This is a genomic window from Streptomyces sp. NPDC102402, assembly GCF_044765765.1.
Classification (GTDB): domain Bacteria; phylum Actinomycetota; class Actinomycetes; order Streptomycetales; family Streptomycetaceae; genus Streptomyces.
This window is the reverse complement of record NZ_JBIWKR010000004.1, coordinates 365904-382522: the sequence shown is the minus strand read 5'-3', so window position 1 is coordinate 382522 and position 16619 is coordinate 365904. Positions and strand designations below refer to the sequence as shown.

Annotated in this window: 14 protein-coding genes; 7 read left to right on the top strand and 7 right to left on the bottom strand. The window is 71.2% G+C overall.

The features are described 5' to 3' along the window. Nucleotides 1-19: 19 nt before the first annotated feature. On the top strand, nt 20-1921 hold the full coding sequence (locus tag ACIRJR_RS15430; RefSeq protein ID WP_403779643.1) for a rhamnogalacturonan lyase: 1902 nt from the start codon (nt 20-22) through the stop codon (nt 1919-1921). Between the two features lie 202 nt (nt 1922-2123). Continuing rightward, the gene (locus ACIRJR_RS15425) at nt 2124-2669 is read left to right on the top strand and encodes a hypothetical protein (protein ID WP_403780332.1); all 546 of its coding nucleotides are present in this window, start codon (nt 2124-2126) and stop codon (nt 2667-2669) included. Between the two features lie 34 nt (nt 2670-2703). Here the strand turns inward: ACIRJR_RS15425 and ACIRJR_RS15420 are convergent, their stop codons facing one another. The 5 genes from ACIRJR_RS15420 to ACIRJR_RS15400 form a co-directional block, all read right to left on the bottom strand. Further along, complete coding sequence (locus ACIRJR_RS15420) at nt 2704-3147, bottom strand: MarR family winged helix-turn-helix transcriptional regulator (RefSeq protein ID WP_403779640.1); 444 nt, start codon at nt 3145-3147, stop codon at nt 2704-2706. Nucleotides 3148-3273: 126 nt separating this feature from the next. Next, nucleotides 3274-3930, bottom strand: a complete 657-nt coding sequence (locus ACIRJR_RS15415) for a class I SAM-dependent methyltransferase (protein ID WP_403779637.1) — start codon at nt 3928-3930, stop codon at nt 3274-3276. 145 nt (nt 3931-4075) lie between these two features. Next, nucleotides 4076-4978, bottom strand: coding sequence for an alpha/beta hydrolase fold domain-containing protein (locus tag ACIRJR_RS15410; RefSeq protein WP_403779634.1), 903 nt, complete (start codon nt 4976-4978; stop codon nt 4076-4078). Between the two features lie 143 nt (nt 4979-5121). Further along, nucleotides 5122-5682 carry a quercetin 2,3-dioxygenase gene (locus tag ACIRJR_RS15405; protein ID WP_403779631.1) on the bottom strand — a complete coding sequence of 187 codons (561 nt, stop codon included), beginning with the start codon at nt 5680-5682 and terminating at the stop codon, nt 5122-5124. Between the two features lie 79 nt (nt 5683-5761). Beyond that, nucleotides 5762-6289: a hypothetical protein gene (locus ACIRJR_RS15400; protein WP_403779629.1), complete on the bottom strand. Its 528-nt coding sequence runs from the start codon at nt 6287-6289 to the stop codon at nt 5762-5764. Between the two features lie 26 nt (nt 6290-6315). On the opposite strand from ACIRJR_RS15400, the gene ACIRJR_RS15395 reads away from it, so the two are divergent. The 4 genes from ACIRJR_RS15395 (at nt 6316) to ACIRJR_RS15380 (ending at nt 13824) form a co-directional block, all read left to right on the top strand. Then, nucleotides 6316-6681 carry a hypothetical protein gene (locus tag ACIRJR_RS15395; protein ID WP_403779626.1) on the top strand — a complete coding sequence of 122 codons (366 nt, stop codon included), beginning with the start codon at nt 6316-6318 and terminating at the stop codon, nt 6679-6681. Nucleotides 6682-6798: 117 nt separating this feature from the next. Beyond that, nucleotides 6799-7500, top strand: coding sequence for a 2-phosphosulfolactate phosphatase (locus ACIRJR_RS15390; protein WP_403779623.1), 702 nt, complete (start codon nt 6799-6801; stop codon nt 7498-7500). A gap of 383 nt (nt 7501-7883) precedes the next feature. Further along, on the top strand, nt 7884-10319 hold the full coding sequence (locus ACIRJR_RS15385; protein ID WP_403779620.1) for a GH92 family glycosyl hydrolase: 2436 nt from the start codon (nt 7884-7886) through the stop codon (nt 10317-10319). A gap of 172 nt (nt 10320-10491) precedes the next feature. Beyond that, nucleotides 10492-13824 carry a LamG-like jellyroll fold domain-containing protein gene (locus ACIRJR_RS15380; RefSeq protein ID WP_403779617.1) on the top strand — a complete coding sequence of 1111 codons (3333 nt, stop codon included), beginning with the start codon at nt 10492-10494 and terminating at the stop codon, nt 13822-13824. Nucleotides 13825-13962: 138 nt separating this feature from the next. Here the strand turns inward: ACIRJR_RS15380 and ACIRJR_RS15375 are convergent, their stop codons facing one another. Next, on the bottom strand, nt 13963-14982 hold the full coding sequence (locus tag ACIRJR_RS15375) for a LacI family DNA-binding transcriptional regulator (RefSeq protein ID WP_403779614.1): 1020 nt from the start codon (nt 14980-14982) through the stop codon (nt 13963-13965). A gap of 232 nt (nt 14983-15214) precedes the next feature. On the opposite strand from ACIRJR_RS15375, the gene ACIRJR_RS15370 reads away from it, so the two are divergent. Then, nucleotides 15215-16042, top strand: a complete 828-nt coding sequence (locus ACIRJR_RS15370) for a phytanoyl-CoA dioxygenase family protein (RefSeq protein ID WP_403779611.1) — start codon at nt 15215-15217, stop codon at nt 16040-16042. A gap of 74 nt (nt 16043-16116) precedes the next feature. Here the strand turns inward: ACIRJR_RS15370 and ACIRJR_RS15365 are convergent, their stop codons facing one another. After that, a complete protein-coding gene (locus ACIRJR_RS15365) occupies nt 16117-16482 on the bottom strand; it encodes a hypothetical protein (protein ID WP_403779608.1) in 366 nt (121 codons plus the stop codon). Nucleotides 16483-16619: the final 137 nt, after the last annotated feature.

The following is a 16619-nucleotide window of genomic DNA, read 5'->3' as shown; positions in this document are numbered from 1 at the left end:
CTGCCAGAAGGTGCCTCTCGTGGAGCCTCTGCTTCCCCCCTCCGGTCCCCGATCCCACCGCAGACGCCGTGTCACCCGCCCCCGCGCTCTGATCGGCGCTCTGGCGGCCGGGCTGCTCGCCGCCGGCACCCTCGTCGCTCTCGGCCCGGCCTCGCAGGCCGCCACCGCGCGGCAGGCCGAGGCACTCGACCGCGGCGTCGTCAGCGTGCACACCGACAGCGGGAACCTCGTCAGCTGGCGCTGGCTGGGCACCGACCCGGACGACGTGGCGTTCAACGTCTACCGGGCCGGTACCAAGGTCAACGCCACGCCGGTGACCGCCTCGACGAACTACTTCCACTCCGGGGCGCCCGCCACCGCCGACTACACCGTCCGCGCGGTCGTCGGTGGAGTGGAGCAGAGCGACTCCGTGCACGCGGTCCAGTTCCGCGCCGGATACAAGGACGTTCCCATCAGCCCGCCCGCCGGCGGGACGACACCCGACGGGGTCTCCTACACCTACGAGGCCAACGACGCCTCCGTGGGAGACCTGGACGGTGACGGTGCCCTGGACTTCGTACTGAAGTGGCAGCCCACCAACGCCAAGGACAACTCCCAGTCCGGCTACACGGGCAACACGATCATCGACGGGATCCGCCTCGACGGCACCCGGCTCTGGCGGATCGACCTCGGGCGCAACATCCGCTCAGGCGCGCACTACACCCAGTTCCAGGTGTACGACTACGACGGTGACGGCCAGGCCGAGGTCGCGACGAAGACCGCCGACGGCAGCGTCGACGGGGCCGGCAAGGTGATCGGCAGCTCCTCCGCCGACCATCGCAACTCCTCCGGCTACATCCTGTCGGGACCCGAGTTCCTGACGATGTTCAACGGGAGGACCGGAGCGGCGATGGGCACCGTGGACTACGTCCCGGCGCGCGGCACGGTGTCCTCGTGGGGCGACTCCTACGGCAACCGGGTGGACCGCTTCCTCGCCGGTACGGCCTACCTGGACGGCGCCAGGCCGTCACTCATCATGGCGCGCGGCTACTACACGCGCAGCGTCATCGCCGCCTGGGACTGGCGGGGCGGCGCCTTCACCCGGCGCTGGACCTTCGACACGAACAGCTCGACCAACTCCGGCAAGGGGTACGACGGCCAGGGCAACCACCAGCTGTCCGTCGCCGACGCCGACGGTGACGGCAAGGACGAGATCATGTACGGCGCGATGGCCGTCGACGACAACGGCAGCGGCCTGTGGACGACGAAGAACGGTCACGGCGACGCCATGCACGTGGGGGATCTCGACCCTTCCCGGGCGGGCCTCGAGGAGTTCAAGGTCGACGAGGACAGCTCGAAGCCGTCCTCCTGGATGGCCGACGCGAAGAGCGGCCAGATCCTGTGGTCCACCCCGGCGAGCGGCGACAACGGCCGCGGTGTGTCGGGTGACATCTGGTCCGGCAGCGCCGGAGCCGAGTCCTGGTCCTCGGCCGTCTCCGGTGTGCGCGGCCCGAAGGGCGACGTCGTCACGAGCCGCAAGCCGTCCAGTTCGAACTTCCTCTCCTGGTGGGACGGCGACACGACCCGTGAACTCCTCGACGGGACCCACATCGACAAGTACGGCACGTCCTCCGACACCCGTCAGCTGACCGGATCCTCGGTCCACTCCAACAACGGCACCAAGGCCACGCCCGCGCTGTCCGGCGACATCCTCGGCGACTGGCGCGAGGAGGTCGTCTGGCCGACGACCAACAACACCGCGCTGCGGATCTACTCCACGCCCTACGAGACGGGCACGAGGATCACCACGCTGCTCCATGACACCATGTACCGCACCGCGCTGGCCTGGCAGAACACCGCCTACAACCAGCCGCCGCACCCCAGCTTCGCCATCGGCAGCGGGATGGCGACCGCGCCCCGGCCGGCCATCACCACGCCGTAGCCGGGAAACGGCGGTTTCCCGGCTGCCCGAACGGCGGCCGCTGACGATCCGTCCGCGGCCGCCGTTCTTGTGACCTCATGCTCCCGGGGGCCCTGGCGCGAGTCTCTCGGCTCGTCGACCACCGGGAGGCAGCCGTCCGCGGTGGTGTGGTGCTCGGCCCCGGACCGCTCCGGGAACTGAGTATTCTTGAACCATAGACACCATCGCTCCGCCACTCCTCCTGCTCGACGTCGACGGCCCCCTGAACCCATGGCTGGCCAAGGCATCGAGGCGCCCCGAGGGCTACACCACCCACCGCATGCGGCCGACCGGCTGGGAGCTGCCGTACCAGAAGCCCCTCCGCGTCTGGCTGAACCACGATCATGGCGCCGAGCTGCTCCACCTCCCGTACACCCTCGTCTGGGCCACCACCTGGGGGCACGAGGCCAACGAGTGGATCGGGCCCCACCTCGGACTGCCGGAACTCCCCGTCATCGCCTGGCCCGAGGACCGGAAGAGCCCGCCGGGCCCGCCCGCGCACGCGAAGCCGCCCGTCTTCTGGAAGACCGCGACGATCGTGGAGTACGCCGCCGGGCGGCCCTTCGCCTGGATCGACGACGACCTCACCGACAGCGACCGCGCGTACGTCACCGACCACCACCCCGGGCCCGCGCTGCTGCACCACGTCGATCCGCGTGTCGGTCTGCTGCCTGCCGACTTCCTGGCCCTCACCACATGGGCGGCGGAACTGCCCGAGGTGGCGGGGTGAACGGTCCTCGGCCCGTCCTCGGCCCGTCCTTCGTTCAGGAGCCGGCCGTCAGCACGGGTGGTTCGCCCCATGGCCGGGTGAGGATGTCCCGGAGCAGTCCGGCCCGGACGCCGATGCGCTCGGCCAGGACGCCTTCCACCGCGGCGAGCATGACCTGCGCCCGCTCGTGGGCCCGCGCGCCCTCCGGGGTGGTGCGGACGATCCGGGAGCGGGCGGACGACGGGTCGGGTGTCTGTTGCAGCAGGCCCACGGAGATGAGGCTGTGCACCGCCTGGTGTGTCGTCTGACGGGTGACGCCCATCCGGCGAGCCAGCTCGGAGATGGAGGTGCCCTCCGGGTCGAGCGCCGCGAAGACCGCCGCCTGCGCCGCCGTCACGGGCTGTTCGCCCGCGGCCGTCATACCGGCCAGCAGGGCGTCGTCGAACCAGCGTTTGGCCTCGTTGAGCAACTGGGGCATGTTGGGTGGGGTGTCGGTCATGGTTCCTCGATCGGCCGGCGGTCCGCCGAGCATACGGCCCGGTCATCGACGGTACTCCGGGGAAGGAGCGGGACCCGGGCCGCTGTCCGTGCACCTCCCACCGGGCCGGCCCCGTACGCGTACTCGTCAGTCCTGGTGCCAGACAAGCGTGTAGCGCCAGAACAGACGGCGCCTCAGGCGGGCGCCCGGCAGCGACGTCCGGGCACCCCGCACGATCTCGGCGAAGCTCATGACGGGCGGAAGCGTCGGGGCGGTCATCGAAGCGGGGCGGGCTGTCCTGCGCCCCAGGTTCCTGACCAGCGCCATGACGACGTTCATCGGGATCGCCGCAGCCCCGAGGGCATGGTCGCCGGGCGTCCGCGCACGGGCCACTCCGACCACGACCAGCGTGCCGCCCGGCGCCAGGTGGGCGCGGAAGCGGGCCAGCGTTTCGGAGAACGGCAGATGGTGGAGGGCCGCCACGCATGTGATGACGTCGTACGGGCCCGGTGGCAGCCCGGCCGCCGCGTCCCGGACGGTGAAGACGACGGGGAGAGCGGGCACGGTGAGCTCCTGAGCGAGGGCCACCATGGCGGGGTCGGCGTCGATGCCCTCGACCGATGTGGCCCGGGCGGCCAGGAGCCGGGCCAGGTCACCGCTGCCGGACCCCACGTCCAATGCCCTGCCGAAGCGCTCGGGCAGACGGCGTAGCAGCCAGCGGTGGTACTGCGCGTTGTGGTCCCAGGGCCGGGCGGCATGGAAACGGTCGAGGGCCTGGAGCACGTGGGACATCGGTGTCGGCATGGCGGGATTCCATCACCCGGCGGGTCCGACGACAGGTGATTCGGGCGCCCTCCCGTAGTTCGGCCTTCGGGAGAGCCCCAGCCTGAGCGCGATCCGGCGGCGACGGCCCCTGCACGGCTGCCGCGCCCGCCGCCCGGGGCCGCGGTCAGCGGGTGAGCTCCCGGGCGAACTCGACCGAGCGGTCGAAGCACTCGGTCACGCCCTCGTCCGGGAGCCCGACCCACAGGTGCTGGGCCCCGCCGACCAGGCGCAGCTCCACCGGCGCCCCCGCCTCGCGCAGCGCGTCCGCCAGGCGGACGCTCTGCCTGCTGGGCACGAGGGTGTCGTCGGTCCCGTGCAGCAGGAGGAAGGCGGGGGAGCCCTCCGAGACGTGGTGAACAGGGCTGGCGTCCCTCGTCAGCTCCTTGTCGGCGGCCGGTGCGGCTCCCAGGAGACGCGCCTCGCGGGTGGTCGGGTCGTCGGCGTCGAAGCCGCCGCCGTGGTCCTCCGCCAGGGCGCCGAGATCGCTGGGCCCGTACCAGCAGACGCATCCCCGGACCGACGACCCGGACGACGTGAGCGCGGCCAGGGCGGCGAGATGTGCGCCTGCGGACTCACCCCACAGGACGGTCCTGGAGCGGTCCACCGCGAGCTCGTCCGCGCGGCGGCCGAGCCAGCGCAGCGCGGCGGCGAGATCGTCCCGCTGGGCGGGGAAGTGCGCCTCGCCGCTCAGCCGGTAGTCGAGGCAGGCGACCGCGAGACCCGCCTGGACGAGCCGGGCGAACGGGCCGGGACGCCAGGCCCGGAAACGGGGTCCCATGTCGTCCCGCCGACCGGTCCGCCAGCCGCCGCCGTGGACGAACACGACGAGAGGCGCGGGCCCGTCCGGCTCGGCGGGCCGCCACAGGTCCAGCTCCAGGGGACGGCTGCCGTCGGGCACGGCGTAGACGGCACCGCGCAGGAGTTCCACCCCCGGCTCCGGATGCGATGCGGGCGGGAGGGGCAGCGTGGCGGGGTCGGGCGGAGCGAGCAGCTCCAAGGGGAAGGGCGGGTGCCCGGAGCGCGTCATGACACGGTCCTTTGCTGGCTGGTGGGGGCGAGGGATCCCGTCAGGGGGCAGGGAGGCGTTCCCGGTGCCTCGGGCCGGCCGCCCACCCGGCCCCGGCGTGGACGGCCGGCCCGGGCGGAGCGCGGCGGGCCTGGTGCGACCGGTCAGTCCTGAGTGCGCCACTTCTGCCCGGGCATGAACCGGACGTCGTACCGCTGCGGCACCGTGCCGAACTTGTGCGGCTCCGGGACGAAGGGCTCGCGCGGCAGGGTCAGTTCCTCGGTAGGCGTCCCGAGGTTCTCGAAGAAGCGCTCGAAGGTGCCGCCAGGTCCCGCGGCCACTCCGATGATCTGGCTGTGGTGGCGCTCGATCCGGTAGGCGTGCGGGCAGTTCTTGGGCACGAAGCCGAAGTCGCCGGTGGTGAGCAGCTTCTCGTACTGCTCACCCTCCTGGTCCTCGACGAAGAGCCGGGCGGCGCCGCTGCCGATGTAGAAGACCTCGTAGGTGTCGGTGTGCAGGTGGGCGGGGATGATGTCGCCCTTCACGCCTTCGACGGTGAAGAAGTTGAAGGCGTTCTCCGTCTGCTCCCCTCCCGCGTACACGGTGACGAGGTCACCGAAGAGGTGCGCCCGGTCGCCCATGCCCTTCTCGATGAAGTACGGCTTGCCCGGCTCCGGGGGGATGTGGGAGCGGGTGCGGTAGGGGGTGGCGTACTCGATGGTCACGGCTTGTCCTCCGGGATCGACTCCGATGCTCACTGTCAGGCTACCTGACAATGGGCATCGGGGTGGAGGGAGAAGGTGGTCAGGCCTGACTCTTCAGGGCGGAGCGCATGTGGCGGTAGGCGCCCAGGGTGCGTCGCCGCATCCAGAGGATCCAGAAGCAGAAACCCGCCGTGGCGACCGCGAAGGCGAGCGGGAGGAGCAGTGAGCCGCCGATGATCCCGAGCGTGAGGACGCCGACCGCTACCAGGCCCATCAGGCCCAGCCAGTACGGCAGCCACCTGCCTGCCCGCTCCATCGTCCCCAGCTGGTCGTCGACCAGCCGGCGCATGGTCTCCCGCTCCTCCGGATCGGTCGGAACCTCGCGGTGACGGACCCTGCGGGTGAGGCCGGCGACTCCGCGCGCGTCGGTCCCTGCCGCGCGCCCGGCTCTGCGGCGATGGAAGACCAGGATCCCGAGCGTGACGGCGGCGTAGACCGCGCCGTGGATCACCCAGATGACGGGGTGTTCGTCCCGGCGGAACAGTGCGCCGACGCCCACGCCGACGACGAGGACCAGGACCGCCTGTGCCGGCAGGCTGCGGTCGAGCCAGAGCTTCAAGCTGTGCACGGTGTGTGCCTCCTCGGAGCCGGTGGGTGACGCTGCCGTCCCTCGGGTACCCCGCCGGGCCCGTGTCACCGCGGGCGGCTTCCAGGGATCCGGCAGGGGTCTCGCCGGGGAAAGCGCCGTACGGGCGGGCCGTCCTCATCGACGTCGAGGGCTTGATGCACTTCGACGCCGAGTGGGAACACGTCTTCCTCCGCCTGCGTTTCCACGACCGCTACGCCGCCCTCTCCCGGCCCGGCCTCGATCCGCGGCGCCTCGACCTCTACATGCTCGCCATGCGCCTGTCGCTGGTGGCCGGACCCCTGAGGCTCCTCGACGGCGACTTCCCCGACCGGGAGTTCATGCGGGGGGTCGCTGAACACAATCTGCGGGAGACGCTGGCCCTTCTGCCGTGAACCCTCCGTGGTTCCGCGGCCTTTCCGTCGGGATGGGGGGACCGGCGCTCGCCTCGACGTGATGCCTGCGCGATGGTGACGTGCCGCCTCGTGCCGGTCATGCGCGATCATGGCCGGATGGATGTTCGTTTCCTCGGCACAGCCGAGCTGGCCGACGCCCCGTCCGTGGCGGTCGTGGTCGACGTCATGCGCGCTTTCACGGTGGCCGCCTGGGCCTTCGCCCGAGGGGCGGAGAGGATCGTGCTCGCCGGGTCGCTGGACGAGGCCCTGGCGCTCAAGGCCCGGCACCCGGGCTGGGCAGCGCTCAAGGACGGTGCGCCCGCCCCCGGGTTCGACGCCGTCAACTCGCCCGGCCTGCTGCGGTCCGTCGACCTCGGCGGACGGACGGTTGTGCAGAAGACCACGGCGGGGACGGTCGGAGCCCTCGCGGTCAAGGAGGCGCCGCTGGTGCTGTGCGCCGGCTTCGTGGTGGCGGAGGCGACGGCCCGACTCCTGCGGGAGCGGGAGTGTGCTGCGGTCACCTTCGTGGTCACCGGGGAGGACGGGCGTGCCGACGAGGATCTGGCGTGCGCTCAGTACATCGCCCGGCGGGCCGCCGGGACCCCGACGGACGCGGCCGCGTTCATCCGGCGTGCGGACGAGTCGCGCGCCGCCGCCGAGCTGAGGGAGGGAGTGCGTCAAGGGGCGCACCCCGACGACGTCGCACTCTGTCTCGAACTCGACCGGTTCCCCTTCGCCATGGTGGCTGCCCCGGAGGGCTCGCTCATGGTCCTCCGTCCGTGCGCCGTGTCCTCGCCGGACGGCGGGGCAGCCTTCTGAGCGCCGCTGAGATCCCGCTCCCGCCAGGTGGATCCGGTTGCTCGCCGATCGTCCGTACCGCCTGATCACTGAATTCGTGTGCCGGCCGCGCTGCGCGGCCGGACGCCGCGGACACGCCTGCCCGGCCCCGCAGGCCCATGCGCACGCCCTGCGGGTCACGGCGCTGCGGCCTGGCGGACATACCCAGCCGGACGGTGGCCCCGCTCCGTCAGGGGCCCTGCCCCGGGCTCCGTTCACCACTCGTTCACCGCTCGGATCCGTTCGCGGCATTCCCTCGCACGCCGTGGGGACCTACGCTCGGCCGCGAATCGATCAACACCGTCGCGTCGTCGTGAGAGCGGCGCTGACAACGTTGTCCATCTCTGCCGGAGGTATCCGAGAACATGCCCCCCAGACCATCCCCGGCCCGGCGTCTCGCCGCTCGGACCGCCGCGGTCCTCGTCACCGGGGCGCTCGCCGGTGCGATCACGCCACCCGCTGCACAGGCCGATGCGCTCGTCACCCGTCCCACCGCCTACGTGGACCCGATGATCGGCACGTCGAACGGGGGCAACACCTACCCCGGCGCGGTCCGGCCGTACGGCATGATCGCCTGGTCGCCGACCAGCACCACGGGCGACCAGACGAGCACCGGGGCGGCCAACGGATACGAGTACGGCGTGACCCGGATGCGTGGCCTGAGCCTCACCCACGTCAACGGCGCGGGGTGCAACCCCGGTGCCGCGGGGGACGTGCCGATCATGCCGTTCGTCGGCGACGTCACCACCTCGCCGTCCGCGGACACGAAGGACGCCGTCTACGCCTCCGGCTTCTCGCACGACGACGAGCGCGCCGTCCCCGGCCGTTACTCGGTGGGGCTGGACTCGGGCGCCACCGCCGACCTCGCCGTGAGCGAACGCGCGGGGGTGGCCGACTTCAGCTTCCCGGCCGACAAGCCCGCCAACCTGCTCTTCCGGGTGTCCAACTCCCTCAACGGCAGCGAGGACGCCGAGATCGCGATCGACACCGCACACCGCAAGGTGACCGGTTCGGTGCTCACCGGGGCGTTCTGCGGCCGGCGCGCCAACGGGGGTACGAACAACCGCAAGAGCTACTACCGCCTCTACTTCAGCGCCTCCTTCGACCGTGACTTCGCCACCACCGGCACCTGGCGCGACAGCACCCTGACCCCGGGCGCCACGAGCGCAAGCGGTGGCGAGGGCTATGCCACGGGGGCGGACCGTGCCGGTCGGGGATCCGGCGGATGGGTCGGCTTCGACACGGCCGAGGACGACGACGTCCGGATGCGGATCGGCATCTCCTACGTGAGCCAGGCAGGCGCCGAGGCCAACCTCCGCAAGGAGATCCCGCCGAAGGCGGACGTCGGCGACGTGGCCCGGGCGGGAGCTGCCGCCTGGGACCGTGAGCTCTCCTCCGCGCGTGTCGGGGGCGGCAGTGACGCGCAGCGCACCGCGTTCTACACCGCGCTGTACCACTCGCTGATGCAGCCGAACCTGATCAGCGACACCGACGGCCGCTACCCCGGCATGGACGGGCGGCCGCAGCGCGTGACACGCGGTCAGAAAGCGCAGTACAGCAACTTCTCGGGCTGGGACCAGTACCGCGCGCAGATCCAGCTCCTGGCTCTCCTCAAGCCGAGGATCGCGGGCGACTTCGCCCAGTCGCTGTACAACTTCGCCCGGCAGAACGGCGGCGTCTGGGACCGCTGGGTCCACGTCAACGGGGCGACGCACGTCATGACGGGCGACCCCACGGCCGCCACCCTGGCGACGTTCTACGCGATGGGTGTACGGAACTTCGACTACGAGGGTGCCTTCGAGTCCCTGGCCCGCCAGGCGACCGTGCCCCACCCGGACGGCCTCTCCGACGCCGGCTGCCCCGGCCAGTGCACCGGCCAGCGGCCCAACCTGGCCCAGTACCTGGAGTCCCACTACGCGGCCCAGGACGTCTGCCACTGCTGGGGCGGCGCGGCGGAGACCCTGGAGGACGCGGTCGCCGACGACGCGCTCGGCCGCTGGGCCCGCCTGCTCGGGCGTGACGAGGAGGCCGCGGCCTTCGAGGCGCGCGGCGGATGGTGGCGCAACGTGTTCAATCCCGACGCCGGTGACGGGGCCGGGACCACCGGCTACATCCAGGCGCGCAACCTCGACGGCTCCTGGGTGACGCCCTTCAGCCCCGGCAGCGACCGGGGCTTCGCCCAGGGCACCAGCGCCACCTACACCTGGATGGTCCCGCAGGACGTACAGGGGCTGGCAGAGGCGATGGGCGGCCGGGAGACGGCGGCGCAGCGGCTGGACGGCTTCTTCCACAAGGAGGACGGCTCCTGGTCCGTCAAGGGCGGCGACGCACTGCGCTACGACCCGACCAACGAGCCGGGCATCCACGCCCCTTGGCTCTACAACGCGCTGGGCAAGCCGTGGAAGACCCAGGAGACCGTACGCGAGATCGTGAACACCGTGTACGGGACCGGCCCTCGCGGCCTGCCCGGCAACGACGACCTCGGCACGATGTCGGCCTGGTACGTCTTCTCGGCCCTGGGCCTCTACCCGCAGACACCGGGCAGCGCGACCATGCTGATCGGGGCGCCGCTCTTCCCGTCCGCGGTGCTGCGGCGGGAGCAGGGCGGGGACATCACCATCGCTGCCCCGGAGGCGGATGCGACACATCCGTACATCGACGCGGTGACGATCGACGGGCGGACGACGGACAGGTCCTGGACGGACGCCCGACTGGCGACCCGAGGAGGGGCGTTGGCCTTCCGGCTCGCGGACCGTCCGGACACCTCATGGGCCACCGGACCTGCGGCTCTTCCGCGGTGACACATCAACACGGCCTGCCCTGCGGCCCGGTGGCCGGCTCGACGCCGATCACCGGGTCAGGCGCGCCCGGGACGGAGGCCGGGAGGGGCCGAACTTTTCTATCGTTGAAAATTCTCACTGCACGACCGTTGTCAGGTGTTTGAGGCTGTGGCTCAATGTTCGACTATGTGCAGTGCTTCGCGGTTCGGAGCACTCCGGCTTCTTCGACGAGGACGACGCCTTGATACGACAACTTGCCCGCCCACGCACCGTTTTGAGAACACTCGCCTGTACGGCTGCGCTGCTCCTCCCGGTGGGCGCGACCCTGGTCCCGGCCGCTGCCGCGGCCCCCGCCGCGGAGGCGGCGGCCCCCACCGCCTCCGCGTTCGTGAAGGAGGACCCCTCCACCGAGGTGCACGGCCTCAAGGGTGAGTACTTCGCCATGTCCGCGCCGGGCGCCCGCGACTTCGCCGAGCTCGGGGCCACGGCGCTGGACCCGGAGATCAACTTCCCCGGTCTGACCGGTGCGTTCGAGTCGGCCACCGGGAAGACCGAGCACACCACAGCCCGCTGGACGGGGCAGATCGCGGCACCCGAGGACGGCGACTACACGTTCTCCGCCATCGGGGACAACGGCTTCCGTCTCTTCATCGACGACAAGGCCGTCATCGACCACTGGGAGCCGGACTGGGACAAGGAGCAGACCAGCAAGCCCGTCGCCCTGAAGGCCGGTGAACAGCACACGTTCCGGCTGGAGATGTTCCAGGACATCGGCGGGGCGAACATGTTCCTGCGCTGGTCGAGCGCGAAGCTGGCCAAGCAGATCGTCCCCGAGTCCGCGTTCACCCCGCCCGCCGACTTCGAGGTCTACCCGGTCGGGCTGAGCGTCGCCGAGAACGGCCTGAAGGTGCAGGCGACCTTCGACCACGAGGTCAGCGGCATCCAGGACGTGAAGGACCACCTCGGCATCGAGGCGGACACCACGCCGATGCCGGTGAAGTCGGTCGTCAGGGCCTCGAACAACCGCAAGGCGATCGTCGTCACCCTGGGTGCGGCCGTCCAGAAGAACCAGCAGGTCAGGTTCGCGTACGACGGTGAGGGCGGCCTGAAGAACGGTGACGAGACCGTCCCCGAGATCAGCCGCAGGGCGAAGAACCTCTCCACGCACCGGCTTCTCACCCCGTGGGGCGAGAAGGTGAACCCGAAGAACCCGATGCCCGAGTACCCGCGCCCGCAGCAGGTCCGCGACGACTGGAAGAACCTCAACGGGCCCTGGGAGTTCGCGGGAGCCACCGCCGACGAGAAGCCGGTCTTCGGCAAGTCGCTCGACGAGCGCATCACCGTGCCCTACCCGGTCGAGTCCCAGCTCTCCGGGCTGGAACGCCACGAAGACCACATGTTCTACCGCAAGCTGGTCACCGTGCCGAAGAGCTGGTCGGTCGGCAAGCGGAGCAGTGACGAACGCCTGAAGCTCAACTTCGGCGCTGTCGACTACCACGCGCGCGTCTGGGTGAACGGCAAGCAGGTCGCCGAGCACACCGGCGGTTACACCGCCTTCAGCGCCGACATCACGGACGCCCTCAAGGGCAGCGGTCCCCAGGAGATCGTGGTCGCGGTCACCGACACCACCGGTGCCGACCAGCCCACGGGCAAGCAGTCCGCCAATCCCAGCGGCATCTTCTACACCGCCTCCTCCGGTATCTGGCAGACCGTCTGGATGGAGCCCGTCGCGCCCGCGGCAGTCGACTCCCTCAGGACCACGCCCGACATCGACAAGGGCAGGCTCGCCCTGACGGTCAACTCCGAGGCCGCCTCGAAGTCCGCCCGGGTCACCGCCGTCGCCCGTGACAAGAAGGGCAAGGTCGTCGGGACCGTCACCGGCCCGGCCAACAGCGATCTGAGCCTCCCGGTGGCGAAGCAGCACCTGTGGACGCCGGACGACCCGTACCTGTACGACCTCGAGGTCACCCTCAAGGACGGCCGCTCCAAGGACACCGTCGACAGCTACTTCGGTATGCGCTCCTTCGGTGTGGCGAAGGTCGGCGGCTACCAGAAGCTGGTGCTCAACGGGAAGCCGTTCTTCTCCCTCGCCCAGCTCGACCAGGGCTTCTACCCCGACGGCCTGAACACGGCGCCCAGCGACGATGCCCTGGTCTTCGACCTGAAGGCCCAGAAGGACCTCGGCTTCAACTCCGTGCGCAAGCACATCAAGGTCGAGCCCGCCCGCTGGTACTACCACGCGGACAAGCTCGGGCTGCTGGTCTGGCAGGACTTCGTCTCCGGCAACATCACCGGTGAGAAGGGCCAGAAGGCCTTCCTCGACCAGGGTGCCGAGATGATGGAGCAGCTGCACAACTACCCCTCGATCGGCGCCTGGATCGTCTTCAACGAGGGCTGGGGCGAGTGGGACCGCACCGAGACCGGAAAGATCACCGAGAAGGTCCAGGCCGCCGACCCCTCCCGGGTCGTCAGCGCCCACAGCGGTGTCAACTGCTGCAACTCCAAGGGTGACAGCGGCAAGGGCGACATCATCGATCACCACGACTACAACAACACCGACCCGGCCTTCCCGGACGAGAACCGTGCGGCGATGGACGGTGAGCACGGTGGCTTCACCCTCCGGATCCCCGGAAACATGTGGCCGGGTGCCCCCACCGCGATCTACAGCGGTGTCGCCGACAAGGACGCGCTGACCGCCAAGTACGTCGAGAACACCCGCACGTACTACCTGGACGCGGCCCGCGCCGAGCTCTCCGGTTCCATCTACACCCAGGTGACCGACCTCGAGAACGAGCTCAACGGTCTCTGGACGTACGACCGCCGCGAGATCAAGGTCGACCCCGCGAAGGTGCGGAAGATCAACCAGGAGGTCATCGCGGCCGGTGCCGCCGCGGGTGAGCGCGACGAGATCAAGGGCGGCGCCGCCTGGGCCCTCGACGAGAACAAGGGGACCAAGGCCGCCGACAGCGGCCCGAACCACAAGGACCTCACCCTCTCCGAAGGGGCGTCCTGGGCGCCCGGCGTGCGGGGTTCGGCGCTGAAGTTCGACGGCGAGGGCCAGTACGCCGAGACCGGCGGCCCGGTCGTCGACACGACCGGTGACTACACCGTGTCGGCGTGGGCGTCGCTCGACGCCCTGCCGGACAACTACGGCACCGTCGTCAGCCAGGACGGCCGGCGCCAGGAGAACCCGTTCTACCTCCAGTACGGACAGGGCGGCTTCGCCTTCTCCACCCCGGGAGCCCACCGGGCCCGGCTCGAGATCAAGCCCGAGCTCGGCACCTGGTACCACCTGGTCGGCGTGCGCAGCGGCGACGAGATCAAGCTGTACGTCGACGGCAAGCTCGCCTCGACCGCCGCGGCCGGCACCGCCGACGTCAGCAGCGGCGCGCTCTCCCTGGGCCGCGCCAAGTGGGACGGCGGCAACACCGACTTCTGGAACGGCTCGGTCGACCAGGTGAAGGTGTTCGACAAGGCGCTCACCGACCAGGAGGTGACCGCGCTCCACGACGGCGAACAGCCGTAGGGAGCGACCCCGACGGCGAACAGCCGTAAGGAGGCACCCCCGCAGGACCGCTCCCGGCAGTGCGTGCACGCGCCGCACTGCCGGGAGCTCCGGCATGTCCGCCGGTCCCTTTCCCTCCCGGCACGCGCCGGGCGGCCGTCACACCGGGGAGACCGCGGCTCCGGTGCTCTCCCGCACGAGGACGCGGTGCGGGACCACGATCCGGCGGGCGGGCAGGGTGCCGAGGCGTCCGAAGACGCGCTCGGTCAGACACTGCACCGCCCGTTCGGCGATCTGCTCCCGGTCCGGGGCGACCGTGGTGAGGGACGGCGCGGCGTACCGGCCGTCCTCGATGTCGTCGAATCCCATCAACGCCAGGTCGTCAGGCACCCGTACGCCCCGTTCGGCCGCGACGCGCAGTGCGCCCAGGGCGAGTTCGTCACTGAAGCAGAAGACGGCGTCGGGAGGCGCCGGCAGATCCAGCAGTTCACGCATGGCCCGCGCCCCTTCCGCCCGGTGCAGGTCGGCCACCTCCACCTCGGCCACCGGACTCAGGCCGGCCTCCCGCAATCCCTGACGGAAGCCCTCGGCGCGCAGTTCGGCCGTGCCGTGGCCCAGCCGGGACTGCAGGCCGACGGCCGCGACACGGCGGCGGCCCCGTGAGAGCAGATGGCGAGCGGCGTCCCGCGCTGCCTCCACGTTGTCCAGAGCCACATGGTCGATGGAACCGTCCGGCTCCATCTCGCCCAGGACGACCAGTGGCAGGCCCCCGGCGAGCGAGGCCAGACCGGCCGGGGACGTCGACCACGGACTGATGATCATCCCGTCGACCTGGTGGCCCTCGGACCCGTCGAGGAGCCGCCGCTCCAGATCCGCCCGCCCTCCGGTCCGCTCCAGGAGCACCGTCCATCCGCGTTCCCGAGCCGCGTCGATGAGGAGACCCGCCAGTGCGCCGAAGTAGGGGGAGTGGATCTCGGGCACGACCACCCCGATGAGGCCCGTGCGTCCCTGCCGGAGGTTGCGGGCGGCGAGGTTGGGGCGGTACCCCAGCTCCTCCACCGCCGCCATGACGCGGGCGCGCGTCGCCGGGGCCACGGCCGCCGCATTGCTCACGACGTTGGAGACGGTCCGGACGGACACGCCGGCGAGCGCGGCGACGTCCTTGAGTCTCGCTGCCACAGTCGGTGGGCTCCTCTCCCTCGTGGGGCGGAGCGCCGGCGGCCCGTGCCCTCTCGCGCTGTGCACCGTAACAGCCCCGTCCGATCACGGTGTGCGCTTCCTCTTGCCACGTTGTTTGCAACGTTGCAACATGGGTGCGGCGACCGACGGGACGGTCAGGGAGCCCCCTCCACCGACCCGCCCGTCGTGCCCGTCGTCCGCCCCGTCATCCGCCCACGAAGGGACCACCGCAATGCCCGAAGCCTCCCTCGCCCCGCACCTCCGCGCGGCCGTTCAGGACCTGCACACAGCCGGCATCACCGCGTGCAAGGGCGCCTTCACCCCGCAGTGGGCCGACGCGATGCGTGAGGACATCGAGGCGGCCTTCACGGAAGCGCGTGGCCGGGAGGGCGGGGCGGTCGGCCGGGGGCCCCACCGCTTCTACGTCGAGATCCACCCCGAGCAGCTGCGGGGATTCGTGGAACTCGTGGACCATCCGTGGGTGCGCGCAGTGTCCGAGGCCGTCCTGGGGCCCGACTACCGGATCGTCGAGCTGGGATTCGACGTCCCGCTGGCCGGAGCGGTGAACCAGCCCTGGCACCGGGACTTCCCCATGCCGGACGCCACCCGCGCCGAACGCCGGCTGACCTCGCTCGCCTTCAACCTCACCGCCGTCGACACGCGGGAGGACATGGGCCCGTTCGAGATCGCGCCCGGCACCCAGTGGGACGACGACCCCCGCTTCGGGCACGGGATGTTCCCGCCCCGCGACACCTACCCGCGCTACCAGGGGCTCGCCGAGCGGAAGTACCCCCGCAGGGGAGACATCTCGGCCCGGTCCGCGCTGACGATCCACCGAGGCACGGCCAACCACTCGGCCGACTCCCGGCCGGTCCTGGTCCTCGGCGTCGACGCGCCGGGAGCGGGCAACGACGCGCAGCACGACATGGCGGTGACCAGGGAGTACTGGGCCTCGCTGCCCGGGCGGGTCCGGGCGCATCTGCACTGTCCGGTCGTGGACGAACTGACTCCCACAGTCCAGAAGCACACCATCGAAGGTCTGGTGATGGGCGACGCCTGACGCCCCCTCCCGATCAGGGGATCCGGTCTCAGCGCCCTGGTGGCCCACCTGCTCCAGCCACTGGAGCCTCCTCCTCAGGGGGCCGGCCACGGGTCCGCACGGGCCAGTGCCTCGCTCAGAGGTATGCCGGACCTGGAGGAGAGGGCGAGGCGCGTGCGCAACTCGGCACGCGTGCGGGGACGGAACTTCGGCTCCTTGGCACAGCCGCACACCGACCGGCCCTCGTAGCGCAGCCCTTGCCCCAGCACGGCGGCGACGACGGACCAGGCCCGCACGTCCCGCCGGGGCGGCGCGGCGAAGTCGTGACCCGCGCACACCAGGGTCAGCGAGCAGTTGGGGCAGGGATGCCGTCGCGCCGGGTCCGGGTGCTTCTTGAAGCTCACCCGGCAGGGCACACACGCGTAGTGGAGCTTGTACGAGGTCCCCGCGTAGTGACACACCTGCTCAGCCTATTGCGGCGGGGGGGGGGGGGGGGGGGGGGGGGGGGGGGGGCCCCGCCGCCCCCCCCCCCCCCCCCCCCCCCCGACGCGCCACGGCCGGAACCCTTCCCCTTGGTGACGCTGGACGCGGATTCCTC

Coding starts and splice junctions, on each gene's coding strand:
- ACIRJR_RS15420 (WP_403779640.1), bottom strand. CDS start 3,147: ATGACCGACACCCCACCCAACATGCCCCAGTTGCTCAACGAGGCCAAA.
- ACIRJR_RS15415 (WP_403779637.1), bottom strand. CDS start 3,930: ATGCCGACACCGATGTCCCACGTGCTCCAGGCCCTCGACCGTTTCCAT.
- ACIRJR_RS15410 (WP_403779634.1), bottom strand. CDS start 4,978: ATGACGCGCTCCGGGCACCCGCCCTTCCCCTTGGAGCTGCTCGCTCCG.
- ACIRJR_RS15390 (WP_403779623.1), top strand. CDS start 6,799: ATGGATGTTCGTTTCCTCGGCACAGCCGAGCTGGCCGACGCCCCGTCC.
- ACIRJR_RS15385 (WP_403779620.1), top strand. CDS start 7,884: ATGCCCCCCAGACCATCCCCGGCCCGGCGTCTCGCCGCTCGGACCGCC.
- ACIRJR_RS15370 (WP_403779611.1), top strand. CDS start 15,215: ATGCCCGAAGCCTCCCTCGCCCCGCACCTCCGCGCGGCCGTTCAGGAC.